This window comes from Pseudomonas monteilii NBRC 103158 = DSM 14164 (assembly GCF_000730605.1).
In the GTDB taxonomy this organism is placed as follows: Bacteria; Pseudomonadota; Gammaproteobacteria; order Pseudomonadales; family Pseudomonadaceae; genus Aquipseudomonas; species Aquipseudomonas monteilii.
In genome coordinates this window covers 89,958-110,013 of the sequence record NZ_BBIS01000002.1, presented here as the reverse complement: position 1 = coordinate 110,013, position 20,056 = coordinate 89,958, and the positions used below count along the sequence as shown (strand labels likewise).

Here is a 20,056-nt window from a genome sequence, read left to right as displayed (position 1 = left end):
GCGCGGGCGGCGCTCGGTCGAATCGACAACAACCAAACCAAGGCGAACCCATCAACTTCCATCACCACCCTAAAGCCATCCACCAAAGGGCCGATAACCGGTTATCCCCTCTTCCCCACCGAAGGTCACCATGGCCACGCAAAATGCCCGCGCGGACTCGCTGTCCCTGCTGCTGTTCACCCTGCGCAGCGGCAAGCTGATGGCAATCAACCTGCTCAAGGTCAGCGAGATCATCCCCTGCCCGCCGCTGACCAAGCTACCCGAGGCGCACCCCCACGTAAAAGGCGTGGCGACCTTGCGCGGCCATTCGCTGTCGGTCATCGACCTGTCCCGCGCCATTGGCGAGCGGCCCCTTGCCGACCCGGACGGCGGCTGCCTGATCGTCACCGAGATCAGCCGGTCGCGCCAAGGCCTGCATGTGCAGGGGGTCAGCTGCATCGTGCACTGCCTGAGCACCGACATCAAACCGCCGCCCTTTGGTTCAGGCAACCGCTCGTTCATCACTGGCGTAACCCGCGTGGACAACACCCTGGTGCAGGTGCTGGACATCGAAAAAGTCATCCATGCCATCGCCCCACCGGTGGCCGAGCCGCATCACGGCACCTTGAGCGAAGAAGACGCCAGCCTGCTGGCCGCCGCCAATATCCTGGTGGTGGACGACAGCCAGGTAGCCCTGCAGCAGTCGGTGCACACCCTGCGCAACCTGGGCATCGAATGCCACACCGCGCGCAGCGCCAAGGACGCCATCAATGTACTGCTGGAGCTACAAGGCACCGTGCAGGAGATCAACATCATCGTCTCCGACATCGAAATGAGCGAAATGGACGGCTACGCCTTCACCCGTACCCTGCGCGAAACCCCCGATTTCCAGCACCTGTACGTGCTGCTGCACACCTCGCTGGACAGCGCCATGAGCAGCGAAAAGGCAACCCAGGCCGGGGCCAACGCCATCCTTACCAAGTTCTCCTCACCGGAGCTGACCGATTGTCTGGTGGTGGCCGCGCGTACCGTGGTGTTCACCGAGCGCTGATATATTCAGCGACAACTTCCCCGGCTTGCCGCCGGGGGTGAGTCGGGCATAATTTGTGCCCCTCGTAAGAAAACTGCCGGAACCGCGTATGAAGTTTTTCAGCTCCATCCTGATCAGCTGCGCCCTTTTCAGCGGTATCGCACAGGCCTCCAGCAGCAAGGCCTGGAACGAGCAGCGCCAGCAGATGCTCAAGGCCTGCCTGGCCGCCAGCCAGTTCAAGGACGCCCACGCCCGTGGCAAGCTCGCCGAGTTCGATGACCAGGTGGGCATGAGCGCCCTGCTGATCGAAGGCGTCTACCCACAGAAGCACATGCAGCAGCGCACCGGCACGGAGTTGTGCCTGTACGATCGCCAGCACCAGCGTGCCTTTGTCAGCGAGTGGAGCCCGGAGGCCAAGTGACCGACAGCTTGCGATTCGGCTGTACCGGTTGTGGCAAGTGCTGCACGGGCCACCATGTACCGTTGACGCTTGATGAAGCGCGACGCTGGGCGGACGATGCAGGCCAGGTAGTGGTACTGATCGAGGCGTTCATCACTGACGGCCCCGGCATGCCGGCTGAACAGCGCGAGCATGTCATGCGCCGCTCCCATCCCGTGCACTGCGGCGACGCTGAAGCACGCGTGTCAGTAACCTTTGCCGCCTTCAACACCGGGCGCTGCCGCAACCTCGACGACAACGACCTTTGCACGATCTACGACCAGCGCCCGCTGGTCTGTCGCATCTACCCGGTAGAGATCAACCCACACATTCCGCTGCGCCCGGACAACAAGGACTGCCCGCCAGAAGCCTGGCAGCAGGGGCCGGAACTGATCCACGGTACGCAACTGGTCGATGCGGAGCTGGAAGCGCTGGTGCAAGCCTCACGGCAGGCCGACCGGGATGACATTGCTGCCAAGGTGGCGGTGTGCCAGGCGCTGGGCATGACCACCAGTGCCCTCAAGGGAAATGGTTTTACAGCTTACCTGCCGGATATGGGGGCGTTTGCCACTGCGCTGGCGCAGGTGCAGGGGGATGTCGGGGGGCAGTGGACCTTGCATGTGCAGGATGAGGCGCTGGTCGCGAGCTTGCAGGGGCTTGGATTGCACACCACCAGCGAAACCCCGCTTTACTACGCCTTTATTGGTTTCTAGGCCGGCATCTGCCCTGCACAAAATCTGAAGTCTGACGCTCCTACAGGGATCGCTGCGAAACTGACAGCGCTGTCAGCCAGCGGTCACGCTGCCGCCCCGGTCCGGGGGCTATAAGATTGAGTACAGACAACCGTTTTCCTCCCCCTCTGGCCAAGGTGCCCGCACCGATGCGACGTCCGTCCCGCTCTGTCATCTTCGCCGCCCTGGCGCTTCTTGTCCTGGTAGTAGCGGGCAGCTGGTACAGTCAGCGCCAGCCCGCACCCGCTGCCCGTGCGCAGGCGGCCATCCCCGTGCGCGTGGTCAGCGTCGCCCAGCAGGACGTGCCGCGGTACGCCAGCGCCATCGCGACAGTTCAGTCGCTGCACAGCGTCGAGGTGCGGCCACAAGTCGAGGGCGTGCTCACCCAGGTGCTGGTCAAGGAAGGGCAATGGGTCAAGGAGGGCGACCTGCTCGCCACCCTCGACGACCGCAGCATCCGCGCCAGCCTCGACCAGGCCCGCGCCCAGCTCGGCCAAAGCCAGGCTCAGATTCAGGTGGCCGGCGTCGACCTCAAGCGCTACCGCCTGCTCAGCAGCGATGACGGCGTATCCAAGCAGACCCTCGACCAGCAACAGGCGCTGGTCAACCAGTTGCAGGCCACCGTCAAGGGCAACCAGGCCGCCATCGCCAACGCTGAAGTGCAACTTTCCTACACACAGATCCGTTCACCGGTTACCGGGCGCGTCGGCATCCGCAATGTCGACCCAGGCAACCTGGTACGCACCAGCGATACCCAAGGCCTGTTCAGCGTCACCCAGATCGACCCCATCGCCGTCGAATTCGCCCTGCCGCAGCAGATGCTGCCAACCCTGCAAAGCCTGCTCAAGGCACCTACCCCGGCGCTGGTGCAGGCCTTCATGGACGCCGACGGCGACCGCAGCCTGCTCGGCGAAGGCCACCTGGCACTGATCGACAACCAGATTTCCGGCACCACCGGTACCGTGCGGGTAAAGGCCGAGTTCGACAACAAGGACGGCCACCTGTGGCCGGGCCAACTGGTCACCATCCGCCTGCGCACCGCCGTGGAAGAAAACGCCCTGGTGGTGCCGCCGCCGGTGGTTCAACGCGGCGTCGACGGGCACTTCGTCTACCGACTGGACGGCGACAAGGTCACCAGCGTGCCGGTGAAGGTGCTGTACCAGAACAGTGAGCTGAACATCATTGCCGGGGTCAAGCCGGGCGAGCGCCTGGTGCTCGATGGCCAGTCAAGGCTCAAGCCGGGCGCGCGGGTCGAGGTCACGCCTGATGCTCCCGCGCCGTCGGAAATGGCCGACCGCCGGAGCCAGCCATGAACACGCGCAACGGTGTTTCCGCCTGGTGCATCGACCACCCCATCGCCACCCTGCTGCTGACCTTCGCCCTGGTGCTGCTGGGGGCCATCGCCTTCCCACGCCTGCCGGTGGCGCCGTTGCCGGAGGCGGACTTCCCGACCATCCAGGTGACCGCCCAGTTGCCCGGTGCCAGCCCGGAAACCATGGCCTCATCGGTGGCTACGCCGCTGGAGGTACAGTTCAGCGCCATCCCCGGCATGACCCAGATGACCAGCAGCAGCGCGCTGGGCTCGACCACCCTGATCCTGCAGTTCACCCTCGACAAGAACATCGACACCGCTGCCCAGGAAGTGCAGGCGGCGATCAACACCGCCACTGCGCGCCTGCCGCAAGACCTGCCCAACCCGCCAACCTGGCGCAAGGTCAACCCGGCCGACAGCCCGGTGCTGGTGCTGACGGTCAGCTCCGACCAGATGCCCGGCAACGACCTCAGCGACTACACCGAAACCCTGCTGGCCCGCCAGCTGAGCCAGATCGACGGGGTGGGCCTGATCAACATCACCGGCCAGCTGCGCCCGGCAATCCGCGTGCAGGCGCAGCCCGAGAAGCTGGCCGCCATCGGCCTGACCTTGGCCGACCTGCGTCAGGCCATCCAGCAGACCAGCCTGAACCTGGCCAAGGGCGCGCTGTACGGCGAGCACAGCGTGTCGACCATCGCCGCCAACGATCAGCTGTTCCACCCCGAGGACTACGCGCAACTGATCGTCTCGTACCGCGATGGCGCCCCGGTACACCTGAAGGACGTGGCCAAGGTGATCAACGGTGCCGAAAACGCCTACGTCAAGGCCTGGTCCGGCGACCAGCCGGGGCTGAACCTGGTGATCTTCCGCCAGCCCGGGGCCAACATCGTCGATACCGTAGACCGGGTGCTGGCCGCCCTGCCCCGGCTGCAAGAGATGCTGCCAGCCTCGGTCGAAGTGTCGGTGCTGCAGGACCGCACCCAGACCATCCGCGCCTCACTGCACGAAGTGGAACTGACGCTGATGATCGCCGTGGCCCTGGTGATCGGGGTAATGGCACTGTTCCTGCGCCAGTGGTCGGCAACCATGGTGGTATCCAGCGTGCTGGGCGTGTCGCTGATCGCCAGCTGCGCGTTGATGTACATCCTGGGTTTCAGCCTGAACAACCTCACCCTGGTGGCCATCGTCATCTCCGTGGGCTTCGTGGTCGACGATGCCATCGTGGTGGTGGAGAACATCCACCGCCACCTGGAGGCCGGCGACGACAGCCGAACGGCGGCGCTCAAGGGTGCCGGGGAAATCGGCTTTACCGTGGTGTCGATCAGTTTCTCGCTGGTTGCCGCATTCATCCCGCTGCTGTTCATGGGCGGTGTGGTCGGGCGGCTGTTCAAAGAGTTTGCCCTGACCGCCACGGCCACCATCCTGATTTCGGTGGTGGTTTCGCTGACCTTGGCGCCAACCCTCTGCGCGCTGTTCATGCGCCGCCCACCCGGTGAACACAAAGGCGGCTTTGGCGAATGCCTGGTCGGGTGGTACGAAAAGGGCCTGAACCGCGCCCTCGCCCACCAGCGCCTGACCCTCGGTGTGTTTGGCGTGACCCTGGCGTTGGCGGTGGCCGGCTACGTGGCCATCCCCAAGGGGTTCTTCCCGCTGCAGGACACCGGTTTCGTTCTGGGCACCAGCGAAGCAGCGGCGGATGTCTCGTACCCGTCGATGATCGAGAAGCACCAGGCGCTGGCCAAGATCATCGGGGCAGACCCGGCCGTGCGCGCGTTCTCCCATTCGGTGGGCGTTACCGGCAGCAACCAGACCATCGCCAACGGCCGTTTCTGGATCGCCCTCAAGCCACGCGGCGAGCGCGATGTGTCGGCCAGCGAACTGATCGACCGGCTACGGCCCAAGCTGGCCCAGGTACCGGGCATTGTCCTGTACATGCGCGCCGGCCAGGACATCAACCTCAGCTCAGGCCCGTCCCGCACCCAGTATCAGTACGTGCTCAAGAGCAACGACGGCGAGGCCCTGAACCTTTGGACCCAGCGCCTGACCGACCGGCTGCGGGAAAACCCGGCGTTCCGCGACCTGTCCAACGACCTGCAACTGGGCGCCAGCGTCACCCGCATCGACATCGACCGCCAGGCCGCCGCGCGCTTCGGCCTGACCACCACCGATGTCGACCAGGCCCTGTACGACGCCTTCGGCCAGCGGCAGATCAGCGAATTCCAGACCGACACCAACCAGTACAAGGTGATCCTTGAACTGGATGCGCAGCAGCGTGGCAAGGCCGAGAGCCTCAACTACTTCTACCTGCGCTCGCCGCTGAGCAACGAGATGGTGCCGCTGTCGGCAGTCGCCCACGTGGCGCCGCCCAGCACCGGCCCCTTGTCGATCAGCCACGACGGCCTGTTCCCGGCGGCCAACCTGTCGTTCAACCTGGCCCCCGGCGTGGCCCTGGGCGATGCGGTGAGCATCCTCGACCGCACCCAGCGCGAGCTGGGCATGCCCGACTCCATCAGCGGCAACTTCCAGGGCGCGGCCCAGGCCTTCCAGAGTTCGCTGTCGAGCCAACCGTGGTTGATCCTGGCCGCGCTGGTGGCGGTGTACATCATCCTCGGCGTGCTGTACGAAAGCTTCGTCCACCCGCTGACCATCATTTCCACCCTGCCCTCGGCCGGCCTGGGTGCGCTGATATTGCTATGGGCCATGGGCCAGGACTTCAGCATCATGGGGCTGATCGGCGTGGTGCTGCTGATCGGCATCGTCAAGAAAAACGGCATCCTGCTGATCGACTTTGCCCTGGAAGCCCAGCGTCATCAGGGCCTGACGCCAGAGCAGGCGATTCATCAAGCGTGCCTGACGCGCTTCCGTCCGATCATCATGACCACCCTGGCAGCCTTGCTGGGCGCGGTGCCGCTGATGTTCGGCTTCGGCACCGGCGCCGAGTTGCGTCAGCCACTGGGCATTGCAGTGGTGGGCGGCCTGCTGGTGAGCCAGGCCCTGACGCTGTTCACCACCCCGGTCATATACTTGGCCCTGGAGCGCCTGTTCCACCGCCGCCAGGCTGCCCGTGCGGCAGCGCCAAGTGCCAGCTAGGACAAGACCATGCGTGTGCTGATCATCGAAGACGAAGAAAAAACCGCCGACTACCTGCATCGTGGCTTGAGCGAACAGGGCTTTACCGTGGACCTGGCGCGGGACGGCATCGACGGCCTGCACCTGGCCCTGGAGGGCGATTACGCGGTGATCGTGCTGGATGTGATGCTGCCCGGCCTGGACGGCTATGGCGTGCTGCGCGCCTTACGCGCGCGCAAGCAGACGCCGGTGATCATGCTGACCGCCCGCGAACGGGTCGAAGACCGCATCCATGGCCTGCGTGAGGGTGCCGACGACTATCTCGGCAAGCCGTTCTCGTTCCTTGAACTGGTCGCCCGTCTTCAGGCCCTTACCCGCCGTAGCAGCAGCCACGAACCGCTCCAGGTGCAGGTGGCAGACCTGTGGATCGACCTGATGGCGCGCAAGGCCACCCGCGCCGGCCAGCGCCTGGACCTGACTGCCAAGGAGTTCTCGCTGCTGAGCGTACTGGCCAGGCGGCAGGGTGAAATCCTGTCGAAGACAGCAATTGCCGAGCTGGTCTGGGACATCAACTTCGACAGCGATGCCAACGTGGTTGAAGTGGCGATCAAGCGCCTGCGCGCCAAGCTGGACGGGCCTTTCGACAACAAGCTGCTGCACACCATCCGAGGCATGGGCTATGTCCTGGAAAACCGTGCGGGGTAATTCCATTGCCCTGCGCCTGTCGGCGCTGTTCATCCTGGTAGCACTGGGCGTGTTCGTGTTGATCGGCTCGGCACTTTACCGCCAGGTCGACCACAGCCTGGACTTGCTGCCGCAAGCCGAACTCGACGCACGCTTCAGCGTGCTCGAATCCACCCTCAACCGATTCGGTACGCCAGACCACTGGGCCAAGATCAACAACAAGCTCAACCTGCTGAGCGAAGAAGACAAACGCATCCGCTTCTGGGTGGTCAGCAGCAACCCGGCCTACGAGTACGGCCACCCCAGCGAGCTGGTACGGGCGTTCGCCGAAGGCCCGCAGGGTATGCGCGACCTGCGCCTGCCCGACCGCCCCTACCCTTACAAGGTGCTGGTAAGCGAACTGCCAGCGCTGGGCGAGCGGCCACCGCTACGCTTTCTGATCGGCATCGACACCGAAACCTTCTGGCAGGCGCAGCACAGCCTGCTGGTGGCGATTGTCGGGTTGGCAGTGCTTGGCGTACTGCTGGCCTCAGTGCTGGGCTACTGGGTGGCGCGCATTGGCCTACGCCCGTTGCTGGCGTTGTCCAACGAGGCCCAGGCCTTGGCCCCGCCACGCCTGGACGGGCGCTTGAAGACCCACGCGCTGCCCCCGGAACTGGCGCAGTTTGCCGACGCCTTCAACGCTGCGCTAGACCGCGTGAGCCAGGCCTACTCGCGGCTGGAAGCCTTTAACGCTGACGTTGCCCATGAACTGCGCTCCCCGCTCACCAACCTGATAGGCCAGACCCAGGTAGCACTCACCCGAGGCCGCAGCGCCGAGCATTACTTCGAAGTGCTGCAATCCAACCTGGAAGAGCTGGAGCGCCTGCGCAGCATCATCAACGACATGCTGTTTCTGGCCAGTGCCGACCAGGGCAGCAAGGCCACTGCCCTGACCCAGGCCTCGCTGGCCGAAGAAGTGGCGACCACGCTCGACTACCTGGACTACATCCTCGAAGACGCGCAGGTCAGCGTGAACGTAAGCGGCGATGCCCACGCCCCCATCGAAAAAGCCCAACTGCGCCGGGCGTTGATCAACCTGCTGAACAACGCCGTGCAACATACGGCGCCACACCAGGTGATCCAGGTGCAGATCGATGCCGGGCCGGAGCAGGTCAGCATCGCTGTGAGCAACCCGGGGCCGGCGATTGACGATGAGCACCTGCCGTTGCTGTTCGAGCGCTTCTACCGAGTCGATGCGGCGCGCAGCAACAGCGGTGGGGGTAACCATGGGCTGGGGCTGGCCATCGTCAAGGCGATTACGCTGATGCATGGGGGTGAGGTGTTCGTGCGCAGTGGTGCAGGTGCCAATACTTTCGGTATCCGCTTGCCAGCGCTGAGGCCTGCGCGCTCGGTGCAGGACCGTGTCTAGGACGGGGGTTTGCGGCGAAAGTCCTATTGCTTTTCCATGGATCGTTACCTTTTGCGCAACAGTGCTTATCGCACTCAGGTCTGTTTCCAGTGCATTGAAAGGACTAACTTTACCCCCGTCCTCATTAGCACTTGCACCGCAAGAAGGTAGTTTCAAATGTCCAACAGTATGGGTATTGCCAGCGTCTTCATCCTGTCTTCCCTGTTGTTGTCGCCCCTGGCCATGGCCGAAGAATCCAGCGCTTTCGTCACCCGTAATGCAGAGCTCGCCGCCGTCCACCAAGAGGCCCGCGACGCTGTAGCTGCAAACAAGGCTGACGCCGCGAAAGACGCAAAACAGACAGCTTCCAAAGTTTCTGTCGATGCCAATGCCGACAGCTGATCAAGCGCTGTTGCTGCTCCCGATTTCCCTTGGCTACGCCATGGGCACCACCGGTGCCGATATGTTAGCCTTTTAAAGCCGCTGCCGATCAGCGGCTTTTTTTATGTGCTTTAACACTCAGCCCGGCTGTAATGTCTACTTATAAGAAAGACGCACATTCAAAAATAAAAACTGCCCCACCGTCACACCAAAGGAGCTAGTACCGGTGCCTTCCGCGTTTCTTTTTACCCCGCTGTTCATTGCGTTGACTGCAACGATCCCTTTCGCCGCCCAGGCAGATGAAGACAAGGCTGATGGCTTCATCGAAGGGTCGTCCTTCAACCTGCATTTCCGTAATGCCTACTTCAACCGCGACAACCACAACGCCGGCGTGCGCGACACCCGCGAGTGGGGCCAGGGCGCAGTCGCGCGCTTCGAGTCGGGCTACACCCCGGGTGTGATTGGCTTTGGCCTGGACGCCCATGCCATGCTGGGCCTTAAGCTCGACGGCGGTGGCGGCCATGCCGGCACCAGCATCCTGCCCGAGCACATCAAGGACGACGGCGAGCTGGGCGCTGCCCCGCACTCGTTCTCCACGGCTGGTGCTGCAGTCAAGCTGAAAGCCTTCGACACCGAGCTGAAAGCCGGTGACCTGTTCCTCACCAACCCGGTGATCGCTGGCGGCGAAACCCGCATGCTGCCGCAGACCTTCCGTGGCGTGAGCCTGACCAACACCAGCATCGACGGCCTGCTGCTCGAAGGCGGCCAGGTGAGCTTCACCCACCCGTACAACCAGAGTGGCCACCGCCGTATCGACACCTACTACGGCGCGCTGAACGAACACGACAAGAGCAAGCACCTGAACTGGGCCGGCGCGTCGTGGAGCGGTATCCCGAACATCACCGCCAACCTGTACGCCGCCGAGCTGAAGGACATCTGGAACCAGTACTACGCTGACTTCGACTACACCTATGTGGTCAACGACCTGGTCAGCCTGAACCCGGGCGTGCACTTCTACCACACCCAGGACACCGGCCAGGCCCTGCTGGGCAAGATCGACAACAACACCTACAGCGTTCACTTCACCGTCAACGCCGGGTTCCACAGCGTCACCGCCGCCTACCAGCGGGTAAACGGCAACACGCCGTTCGACTACATCAACCTGGGCGACAGCGTGTACCTGGACAACTCGCGCATGTACTCGGACTTCAACGCGCCGAACGAGCGTTCGTGGAAGCTGCAGTACAACTATGACTTCGCCGGGCTCGGCGTGCCTGGCCTGACCACCTCGCTGTCGTACTCACGCGGTGAAGCCGACCTGACCAAGGCGGTGCAGGACACCACGCACTACGACTATTACCGTGAAGATGGCAAGAACGCCATGCACTGGGAACGTGACCTGGACGTGAAGTACGTGTTCCAGGAGGGTGACCTGAAAGACCTGTCGGTGCTGGTGCGCTATGCCACCCACCGTGGTAGCCAGGGCTATGCATCGATCGACAGCAACAGCGACAACGATGAAGTGCGGGTGATCGTGGATTACCCACTGAACGTGTTCTGATCCCGTTTTGTAAGCTTCACACATCACTCCTGTGGGAGCGGGTTTACCCGCGAAGAAGGCACCGCGGTGTTCGCGGTTGAATCCGCTCCTACAGGGTCTGGTGTGAACCTGAAAATGCAGCACACCGTGATTCCGTCGGACAAATCTTGTCCGACAATCCGCGCTTCCCTAAAATGTCGCCGCCGCGAATGGCCCTGCCCACGCAGTAGCGAGCATGCCCACCCGATTACCGCGTTTCGCATTCCTCAGGTCGCACCCCGAGCTGACCCTCAATCTGGGCAGCTGCCTTGCCGTGCTCGCCATCGTCGCCATCGTCAGCTACTTGCTGGCGCGGGAACGCGATAGCGTCGAGCTGTCGGCCATTCGCTCGTCCAACAACATCGTTCAGTTGATCGAAAGCGACATCCTGCGCAACGCCGAACTCTACGATCAGTCCCTGCAGGGACTGATCTGGGCTGTCGGACGCAAGGAACTGCCGGAAATCCCCGGCCCGCTACGCCAGCGCCTGCTATTCAATGAAGCCTTCGTCGACCGCAAACGTGGAGATGTGCTGTGGCTGGACAAACAAGGCAACGTAGTGGGTGACTCCACCAGCAGCGTGCCGCGCAAGGCCAACTTCGGCGATACCGGGGTGTTCAAGGCGCATCAGAACAACGCCAACCTCGGTTTGCTGGTAGGCCCGCCGTTCAAGGCCAAACTGGGCGACCTGGACTGGTGTATCAGTTTCAGCCGGCGTATCTCTGGCCCCAATGGCGAATTCGCCGGCCTGGCGGCAGGGGCATTGCGCCTGTCGTACTTCAGCGAGCTGTTCCAGCGCCTGGACATCGGTGACGACAGCAGCATCAACCTGTTCAACACCGACGGGCAGTTGCTTGCCCGCCAGCCCTCGCGCACGCAAGACCCACTGATCGGCACCAACTATGCCGAGCGGCCCAACTTCAAGCGTATTCTCAGCGAACAGAGTGGCAACTTCACCGCACGCTCCGGGAGCGACGGCAACTCACGCATCTATACCTTTGCCCGTGTCGCGCAGTTGCCGCTGATCGTACTGGTGGTTCACTCGGCAGACGAGGTGTTCCAGTCGTGGCGACGTACCGCAATTCTGGTCAGCGTCGCTACCGGCGTGCTCTGCGTGGGCATTCTCTGGCTGACCCTGCTGCTGGGCCGCGAACTGCGCCGCCGCCAGGAAGCCGAGCAAGGCCTGGCAACCCTGGCTGCCACCGACAGCCTGACGGGTCTGGCCAACCGGCGCCGCCTGGACCAGGTGCTGCGCCAGGAATGGGCTCGCGCGCAACGCAACCGCAAGCCGCTGGCCGTGCTGATGGTGGATGTGGACCATTTCAAGGCGTTCAACCAGCGCCATGGCCATGCCGGTGGCGACCATGCTCTGCGTGAAGTGGCCAAAGCCATCGAAGCGTGCATCCGACGCCCGGCCGACCTGGCTGCGCGTTATGGTGGGGAGGAGTTTCAGGTGGTGCTGCCGGAAACCGACCTGGCCGGCGCCCGACTGCTGGCAGAGCGCATACGCGCCAGCGTCGAGGCGCTAGCGCCGTTTGCCGATGATGCCCACGCAGTAACGGTGAGCATCGGTATCGGCCTGTCCGGTACCCAGCACGACCTGGCCAGGGTGCTGGGTGCTGCGGACGAAGCGCTCTACCGGGCCAAGGCCATGGGCCGCAACCGGGTAGAGGGGCCTGAGGCTTAAGAACGGGCGCGGGCAGCGTTGCGCAGGGCCTTGACCTGGTCATGGTTGCGCTGCACGCCTTGCAGCTGTTTTTCCACCAGGCTGTAGGTCATGTCACTGGCGGTGCGGCCCAGTTTCACCAGCTTTTCGCGGGCTTCCTTGTAGGCTTTAAGCGCGTGGTCCTCGCCCCGCTCCACCTCGTTGAGTACCGCTTCTTCATCTTTGCCGGTGACCATCGACTTCAGGTTGACCCAGCCACGGTGCAGGTCGCCGCTGATGCTGGTGGAGGTTTCCGGGTCGCCGCCCAGGCGGCGCACTTCGCTTTGCAGTTCGCCTGCGGCATTGGCGCACTCGCCGGCACGCTGGACGAAGAACGCTTTCAACTCTGGGTTCTTCACATCATCGGCCGAGGCCTTGAAGCCTTTCTCGCCATCCTTACTGTACTCGATCAGGTCGTTGAGCACATCGATCACGTCTTTGTTGGGGTTGCTCATGGTACGAACTCCTTGACAGGTGATAGTCATCTGTAAAGGAGCAGTGTTCGTGCCAAGCCTTAATCAAAAAAGAAATCCATTATTTTCAATAACTTATGTAATTGAAGATGCACGCTGATGAGGGCGTTCTGCATGATTGCCGCTTGGGCGCTCGTGCAGATTGCAGTATGGTCGGCGCTTTTCCACACCCAGGTGCATCGAAGATGAAGCCGGAAACCCTCGAACTGCTGGTGACCCGGACCATGCCGTTTGGCAAGTATCAGGGACGGATCATTGCCGACCTGCCGGGGGACTACCTGGCGTGGTTTGCGCGCAAGGGCTTTCCGGCGGGGGAGCTGGGTGGATTGCTGGCGTTGATGCACGAGATCGACCACAACGGGTTGGGTGATCTGTTGGTGCCGTTGCGGCAGAAGCATCGGCGGTGACCTGCTCCGGCCTCTTCGCGGGCAAGCCCGCGAAGAGGCCAGTAATGCCTCCAGAAGTCTCTAGCCTTTTACGGGTGCCACCGCCAACTCCACCCGCTCGCTCTTCTTGATCACCGCATACACCACCGCCGTCACCAGGCTACCCGCCACAATCGCCAGCAGGTAAAGCAGTGCATGGTTGATCGCATTGGGAATCAGCAGCACGAACAAGCCGCCATGGGGCGCCATCAGCTTGCAGCCGAAGTACATCGACAGCGCCCCGGTCAATGCGCCACCCACGACACTGGCCGGAATCACCCGCAGCGGGTCTTTGGCTGCAAACGGGATCGCCCCTTCGGAGATGAAGCACAGCCCCAGCGCCAACGCCGCCTTGCCTGCCTCGCGCTCGCTCTGGGCGAATTTGCGCCGGGCCAGGAAAGTGGCGATACCAAGGCCTATAGGCGGCACCATGCCGGCGGCCATGGTCGCCGCCATCGGTGCGTAGCTCGACGACGCCAGCAACCCCACCGAGAAGGCATAGGCGGCCTTGTTGATCGGCCCGCCAAGGTCGACGCACATCATGCCTCCCAGCAACAGCCCCAACAGGATGGCATTGGTGGTGCCCATGCTGTCGAGGAAGTGCGTAAGCCCTTCGAGCATGGCCGCCACCGGCTGGCCCACCACGTAAATCATCACCAGGCCTGTGAACAGGCTGGCCAGCAGCGGAATGATCAGGATCGGCTTCAGCGCTTCCAGGCTGGTGGGCAGACGCGCCCAGCGGGCAATGGCCTTGGCGCTGTAACCGGCAAGAAAGCCCGCGACGATGCCACCGATGAAACCGGCCCCCAAGGTGCTGGCCAGCAGGCCACCGATCATGCCCGGCGCAAGCCCCGGGCGGTCGGCGATGGACCAGGCGATATAGCCCGCCAGCAGCGGTACCATCAACTTGAACGCGGCCTCGCCGCCGATCTGCATCAACGCCGCCGGCAAGGTGCCCGGTTGTTTATACGCCTCGATGCCGAACACGAACGACAGGGCAATCAGCAGCCCACCGGCCACCACCATGGGCAGCATGAACGACACCCCGGTCAGCAGGTGCTTGTACACACCGGTCTTCTCGCCCTTTGTCGTACTGGCAGCCGCTGCGGCATCGGCGCTGCTTTGCACTTTGGCTTCGACCAGGGCCTTGTCCAGCGTGGCGCGGGCTTGCTTGAGGGCGATGCCAGTGCCACAACGGTAGATCCGTTTGCCGGCAAACCGCGCAGTAGGCACTTCGATGTCAGCGGCCAGCAGCACCACATCCGCCTCTGCGATGGCCTCGGCTGACAAGGGATTGCGCGCCCCGACCGAACCCTGGGTTTCGACCGTGAGTTGGTAGCCCATCTGTTGTGCCGCTTGCTGCAAGGCTTCTGCGGCCATGAATGTGTGCGCGACGCCGGTCGGGCAAGCAGTGACCGCAACGATTCGCGTGACAGCGCCGCCAACAGCGACTGGGGCGTCTGATGCCGCCACCAACGGCTGGGCATTGGCTGCTGCCTCATCGAGGAAGCCTTCACGGTCGGCCAGCGCCTGGGAGGGTGTGCTCTGGTACACGCGCTTGCCGACGAAGCGGGCCAGGTCCACTGCGCCAGTGCTGACTACCAGCACCCAGTCGGCCTCGGCGATCTGCTGCGCACTCAGTTGCCGCTCGGGGTGCCCAGCTTCCTGCACTTCGACGCTGGTACTCCAGCCACGCCGCTGGGCAGCGGCGGACAACAAACGTGCGCTCAGCACACTCGACACCTGGCCGTTGGGGCAGGCGGTGACAATGGCAATGTTCATCGGCAACCCTCTTGTTGTTCTGTCAGTTGCACGGCCGCTTCCAGACGCGCCAGTTGCTCGCGGTCACGGATGCCGAAGCCAACCTGGGTGACGGCCTGGGCGGCAATCGCGGTGGCACGGGTCAACGTCTGCGCAGGCAGCTCGCCCTGCAGCAGGCCATGGACCATGCCGGCTACCAGCGAATCCCCCGCCCCCACCGTGCTGGCGACCCGCACCTTGGGTGGGCTTGCGTGTACGGCCAGATCGCGGGCGAACCAGCTGACCCCTTGCTCACCTGCAGACACCACCACATGTTCGACGCCGCTGGCCAGCAGGTGCTCGGCGGCTGCACGTTGCTGCGCCGGGTTATCCACAGCCAGGCCGAGTACCTCGCCCAACTCTTCGGTATTGGGCTTTACCAGCCAAGGCGCGCTTTGCAGGCCCGCACGCAAGGCTTCGCCGCTGCTGTCCAGGGCTACCCTGAGGCCTTGGGCCTTCAGTTGGTCAAGCAACTGGCGGAACCATTCGGCACTGATGCCACGCGGCAGGCTACCGGCCACCACCACCGCATCATGGCCTGGGGCGACCTGTTCCAGGCGGCGCAGCAACGCACTACGCGCCGCCTCATCGACCTCTGGGCCCTGGCCGTTGATATCGGTGACGCGGCCATCGGCCTCGACCAGCTTGATGTTGCTGCGGGTTTCGCCCGGCACGCGAACAAAGCAGTCGGCAAAGCCTCGCCACTGGATCAGTGCTTCGAACGGCTGCAGGTTGTCCTGCCCGAGAAAGCCGCCGACGGTCACGCTGTGCCCCAGGTCGGCCAATACCTGGGCAACGTTCAGCCCTTTACCCGCTGCGTGGCTTTGTTGTACCTGGCTGCGGTTGACTTGCCCCGGGCGCAGGGTGTCCAGGCCGATGGTGATATCCAGCGCCGGGTTCAGGGTGAGGGTGAGGATCTTGGCCATTCAGGAACGCTCCACCAGCGCGCGAACCGCCGCAGCGCTGTCTTGTTGCAGGGCCTCGCGCGCCAGGGCGCGGGCCGTCTGGTGATCGGCCTGGCGAACCAGAGCCTTGACTTCGGCGATGCTGCGCGCAGACACGCTGAGCTCGTCAACGTCCAGCCCCAGCAGCACAGGCACCGCCTGCGGGTCGGCCGCCAACTCGCCGCACACGCCTACCCACTTGCCATGGGCATGGGCGGCGCGCACGGTCATGTCGATCAGGCTGAGCACGGCCGGGTGCAGGCCATCGGCCTGGGCCGAAAGGCTTGGGTGGCCACGGTCGATGGCCAGGGTGTATTGGGTCAGGTCGTTGGTGCCGATGCTGAAGAAGTCCACTTCACGCGCCAGTTGCGGCGCCAGCAAGGCCGCCGAGGGCACTTCGACCATGATGCCCAGTTGCAAGTCGGCCACGGGAGTTTCTGCACGCAAGCGCTCGACCATGGCCCGCGCCTCGCGCCACTCGTGTACCTGGCCAACCATTGGGAACATGATTCGCAGCGGGCGATTGTCGGCAGCCTGCAACAAGGCACGCAGTTGGTCTTCCATGATCTGTGGGCGCTGCAAGGTCAGGCGTACGCCGCGCACGCCAAGGAAAGGGTTTTCTTCGGCGGCGATCGGCCAGTACGGCAGCGGCTTGTCACCGCCGACATCGAGGGTGCGCACCACCAACGGGCGCCCGTCCAGGCCATCGAGCACGCGGCGATACTCGGCTTCCTGGGTCGCCACGTCCGGGGCCTGGGGGTGTGCCATGAAAATCAGTTCGGTGCGTAGCAGGCCGACGCCTTCGGCGCCCTGCTCCACCACCTTGGCGATGCCGTTGCTGTCCCCAATGTTGGCGAACACCTCGACAGCGTGGCCATCACGGGTCACGGCGGGTTCGAGGCGATTGGCCCAGGCGGCCTGCAGGCGTTGCTCGCGGGCATCACGCTCGGCCAGGGCGCGTTGCAATTCTTCTTTCGGCGGCGCCACGTTGACCACGCCGCGCTGGCCATCGAGCAACAGTGGCGTGCCGGACTCAAGCAGCAGGACCGCTGCCCCCGCGCCAACCACTGCAGGAATGCCCAGCGCACGGGCGACGATGGCACTGTGGGCAGTGGCGCCTCCTTGAGCGGTAACGATGCCGGCGACCCGGCTTGGGTCCAGCCGCGCCACATCGGACGGGCCGACTTCGGTCATCACCAGTACGTAAGGTTGCTCCGGCTCAACCTGGGCCTGCACACCGCACAATTGCGCCAGCACGCGGCGGCCGATGTCGCGCAGGTCGGCAGCGCGTTCGGCCAGCAAGGCATCGTGCAACGCCTCTTGCTGACGGGCTGCGGCTTCTATTACCGCCATCCAGGCTGCCGCAGCACTTTCGCCTTGGGCAAGGCGTTGTTCGACATCGTCGGTCAGGGCCGGGTCGGCGAGCATTTCCTGGTGGGTGACGAAGATCTCGCCAATGGCTTTGTCGCTACGCTTGACCAAAGCCTGCAGATCGCTGTCCACCGCCGCTATGGCCTGACGCAGCTTTTGCCGCTCCAGAGCACTGGATTCGCCACGTAGCGGATAATCGAACTCACGCTCGACACACACATGCGCCGGGCCGCTGGCAATGCCGGGGGCAGCGCCCACGCCCTGGATACGGCTACCGGCCACGGGGGCTTGCAGCACGTCGGCCGCAACGCTGGCAACGGGTGTTGCACGTTGCGCCAGCGGCTCTACCTCTTCGCCCAGGCCCTGTTCGATGGCCGCCAGCAGCACCGGCAAGGCATCGGCGGCGATGCCCGGTTCGGCCACCAACTCCAGCGTCTGGCCACGGCGAGCGCCGAGGCTGAGCAGCTTGCTCAGGCTCTTCACTGACACCGCCGGCTGCGCACTGTCAACCACGCGCACGCGGAGCTCGCCCTCGAAGCCTTTGGCCAGTTGCGCCAGCACCTTGGCCGGGCGCGCATGCAAGCCATGCGGGTTGGCCAGCACGATGCGCGCACTGGGCCAATCTGATGGCGCCTCGCCCCCCAGCACTTCCAGTACCGCACGGCTGCTGGTGGCCTGGTAGAGCATTTGCCCACGCCCCTCGATCAGCACTTCGCACAGGCGCTCAAGCAAGGCCTGGTGGGCAGCGCCGAGGCTGGCCAGGCAGAACAGGCCGTTGAGCGGCTGGTCACGGTAACGCAGTGGCTGCTGCGGGGTGATGAAGGCCAGGCCCGGTTGGCGCACCTGACGCTCGCTGTGCAGCCACCACAGGCCCTCGCCCAATGGCAGCGGCTCGGCCTGCTGCAGCACGGCGGCAAAACCGCTGTCGACACAGTCGGCACGCTGCAGCAGGCGGGCACCCCGCCATGCCAGTTCGTCGAAATCCTCAGCGGGAACGTTCAGGCCGACCAACTGCGCATCCAGCGCCAGTTCCTGAGGCGCACCTTGCAGCAACTTGAGCAGCGCTTCGGCAGAGCTGGCCCGGCGTAGTGCTTCGGCCAGGTCGGTCTCACCCAGGGCACGGGTGAGCAGCTGCAGCAGGCGCAGGTGTTCATCGGAGCGTGCAGCAATGCCAATGGCCAGGTAGACCATTTGCCCATCACCCCAGTCTACGCCCTCGGGAAACTGCAACAGGCGCACGCCGGTGGCATGCACTAGATCGCGGGTTTGTGGCGTGCCATGGGGGATGGCGATGCCCTGGCCAAGGAACGTTGAGCCTTGGGCCTCACGGGCCTGCAGCCCTTGAAGGTAACCCTCGGCGACCAGGCCGTCAGCGACCAGACAGTCCGCCAGCAGGCACAAAGCCTCGGCCTTGTCGGCGGCCGTCTGGCCCATGGCTATCTGCTCCTTGGCGAGCTCGAGCATGACCTTCTCCTTTTGCAGTTCCCGGTCGGGTACTGGAGTATTGTTGTGAAATTCACATGAAGGGCCAGTTCAACAGCCTTGCACAGATGGCGGCCGAGGCAGAAAATTCGGCGGCTGAAACGTTTAATCTGACCAGACGGCCACGTTACTCGATAATCTGCCCGGTAAAAAGCCCCATCCTGTCGGACAATTGCGACAATGGTCGTCTGCGCGTGATGCCTGCGCTGGGTCAAAATGCCCGGTCCGGCATTACAGCCAGCCCCGGAAATAACAAGGAAAATTCGGTGAAACTCAGCGATATCGCCCGCCTGGCCGGTGTGTCCGTGACCACAGCCAGCTATGTCATCAACGGCAAGGCTGAACAGCAGCGCATCAGCAACACCACCGTCGAGCGCGTGCGTGCAGTGGTCGAAGCCCATGGCTTTACCCCAAACCCACAGGCCGCTGGCCTGCGCAGTCGGCACACCCGCACCCTGGGCTTCATTCTCCCGGATCTGGAGAACCCCAGCTACGCCCGCATTGCCAAGCAACTGGAGCAAGGCGCCCGCGCCCGTGGCTACCAGTTGCTGATCGCCAGCAGCGACGACCAGCCCGACAGCGAGCGCCAGCTGCAACAATTGTTCCGTGCCCGCCGCTGCGACGCGCTGTTCGTCGCCAGCTGCCTGCCACCGGAAGACGACAGCTACCGTGACTTGCAGGACAAAGGCCTGCCGGTGATCGCCATCGACCGCCGCCTGGACCCTGCGCACTTCTGCTCGGTGATCAGCGACGACCGTGATGCCAGCCGCCAACTGGCCGCCAGCCTGCTCAGTGCCGCCCCGCGCAGCATTGCCCTGATCGGCGCCCGCCCTGAGCTGTCTGTCAGCCAGGCGCGTGCCGGCGGCTTCGACGAAGCGCTGCAAGGCTATGCCGGTGAAGTGCGCCGCTATCAGGGTGAAGCGTTCAGCCGCGAGTGCGGCCAGCGCCTGATGCAGCAGCTGATCGACGACCTGGGCGGCCTGCCGGATGCCTTGGTGACCACCTCGTACGTACTGCTGCAAGGGGTGTTCGATACCCTGCAGGCGCGCCCTGCCGATTCGCGCCAGCTGCAGCTGGGCACCTTTGGCGACAACCAGTTGCTCGACTTCCTGCCGCTGCCGGTCAATGCCATGGCCCAGCAGCATGGCCTGATTGCCGCCACCGCGCTGGAGCTGGCGCTGGCCGCCATCGAGGAAAAGCGCTACGAGCCGGGTGTGCATGCCGTTGGTCGTACCTTCAAGCAGCGCATCACTGCAGCCTGA

General features: G+C 64.0%; 16 protein-coding genes. 12 read left to right on the top strand and 4 right to left on the bottom strand.

The window, feature by feature from the left end:
- Positions 1-130 precede the first annotated feature (130 nt).
- From PM2_RS00620 to PM2_RS00575, 10 genes are all read left to right on the top strand, one after another.
- On the top strand, positions 131-1,030 hold the full coding sequence (locus PM2_RS00620) for a chemotaxis protein (protein ID WP_028699516.1): 900 nt from the start codon (positions 131-133) through the stop codon (positions 1,028-1,030).
- Positions 1,031-1,118: 88 nt separating this feature from the next.
- Complete coding sequence (locus PM2_RS00615) at positions 1,119-1,430, top strand: hypothetical protein (protein WP_016713246.1); 312 nt, start codon at positions 1,119-1,121, stop codon at positions 1,428-1,430.
- Entirely contained in the window at positions 1,427-2,161 is a 735-nt protein-coding gene (locus PM2_RS00610) for a YkgJ family cysteine cluster protein (protein WP_028699515.1), read from the top strand. Before PM2_RS00615 ends, PM2_RS00610 begins: the two co-directional genes overlap by 4 nt.
- Positions 2,162-2,328: 167 nt before the next feature.
- Positions 2,329-3,492 (top strand): efflux RND transporter periplasmic adaptor subunit, encoded by a 1,164-nt coding sequence (locus PM2_RS00605; protein WP_016713248.1) that lies wholly within the window; start codon positions 2,329-2,331, stop codon positions 3,490-3,492.
- On the top strand, positions 3,489-6,581 hold the full coding sequence (locus PM2_RS00600; protein WP_028699514.1) for a multidrug efflux RND transporter permease subunit: 3,093 nt from the start codon (positions 3,489-3,491) through the stop codon (positions 6,579-6,581). The genes PM2_RS00605 and PM2_RS00600 overlap by 4 nt, the downstream gene beginning before the upstream one ends.
- 9 nt (positions 6,582-6,590) lie before the next feature.
- Entirely contained in the window at positions 6,591-7,265 is a 675-nt protein-coding gene (locus PM2_RS00595; protein WP_012270545.1) for a heavy metal response regulator transcription factor, read from the top strand.
- Positions 7,240-8,655 (top strand): heavy metal sensor histidine kinase, encoded by a 1,416-nt coding sequence (locus tag PM2_RS00590; RefSeq protein ID WP_028699513.1) that lies wholly within the window; start codon positions 7,240-7,242, stop codon positions 8,653-8,655. The genes PM2_RS00595 and PM2_RS00590 overlap by 26 nt, the downstream gene beginning before the upstream one ends.
- A gap of 156 nt (positions 8,656-8,811) precedes the next feature.
- Positions 8,812-9,036, top strand: a complete 225-nt coding sequence (locus PM2_RS00585; protein WP_016713251.1) for a hypothetical protein — start codon at positions 8,812-8,814, stop codon at positions 9,034-9,036.
- Between the two features lie 205 nt (positions 9,037-9,241).
- Positions 9,242-10,576, top strand: coding sequence for an OprD family porin (locus PM2_RS00580; RefSeq protein WP_028699512.1), 1,335 nt, complete (start codon positions 9,242-9,244; stop codon positions 10,574-10,576).
- Positions 10,577-10,790: 214 nt separating this feature from the next.
- Complete coding sequence (locus tag PM2_RS00575) at positions 10,791-12,281, top strand: sensor domain-containing diguanylate cyclase (protein WP_016713254.1); 1,491 nt, start codon at positions 10,791-10,793, stop codon at positions 12,279-12,281.
- Here PM2_RS00575 and PM2_RS00570 read toward each other — a convergent pair.
- A complete protein-coding gene (locus PM2_RS00570) occupies positions 12,278-12,754 on the bottom strand; it encodes a ferritin-like domain-containing protein (protein ID WP_016713255.1) in 477 nt (158 codons plus the stop codon). The two genes, PM2_RS00575 and PM2_RS00570, sit on opposite strands and share 4 nt — an antisense overlap.
- 203 nt (positions 12,755-12,957) lie before the next feature.
- On the opposite strand from PM2_RS00570, the gene PM2_RS00565 reads away from it, so the two are divergent.
- Complete coding sequence (locus PM2_RS00565) at positions 12,958-13,179, top strand: DUF3820 family protein (RefSeq protein ID WP_016713256.1); 222 nt, start codon at positions 12,958-12,960, stop codon at positions 13,177-13,179.
- Positions 13,180-13,239: 60 nt separating this feature from the next.
- Here PM2_RS00565 and PM2_RS00560 read toward each other — a convergent pair whose 3' ends face one another.
- Genes PM2_RS00560 through ptsP form a run of 3 tightly spaced genes read right to left on the bottom strand, consistent with a single transcriptional unit; the run spans position 13,240 to position 18,776 of the window.
- Positions 13,240-14,979: a PTS fructose-like transporter subunit IIB gene (locus PM2_RS00560; protein ID WP_028699511.1), complete on the bottom strand. Its 1,740-nt coding sequence runs from the start codon at positions 14,977-14,979 to the stop codon at positions 13,240-13,242.
- Complete coding sequence (pfkB, locus tag PM2_RS00555) at positions 14,976-15,923, bottom strand: 1-phosphofructokinase (protein ID WP_016713258.1); 948 nt, start codon at positions 15,921-15,923, stop codon at positions 14,976-14,978. Before pfkB ends, PM2_RS00560 begins: the two co-directional genes overlap by 4 nt.
- Positions 15,924-18,776, bottom strand: coding sequence for a phosphoenolpyruvate--protein phosphotransferase (ptsP, locus tag PM2_RS00550; RefSeq protein ID WP_016713259.1), 2,853 nt, complete (start codon positions 18,774-18,776; stop codon positions 15,924-15,926).
- Between the two features lie 284 nt (positions 18,777-19,060).
- Between ptsP and cra the strand changes: the two genes are divergently transcribed.
- Positions 19,061-20,056 (top strand): catabolite repressor/activator, encoded by a 996-nt coding sequence (gene cra, locus PM2_RS00545; protein WP_028699510.1) that lies wholly within the window; start codon positions 19,061-19,063, stop codon positions 20,054-20,056.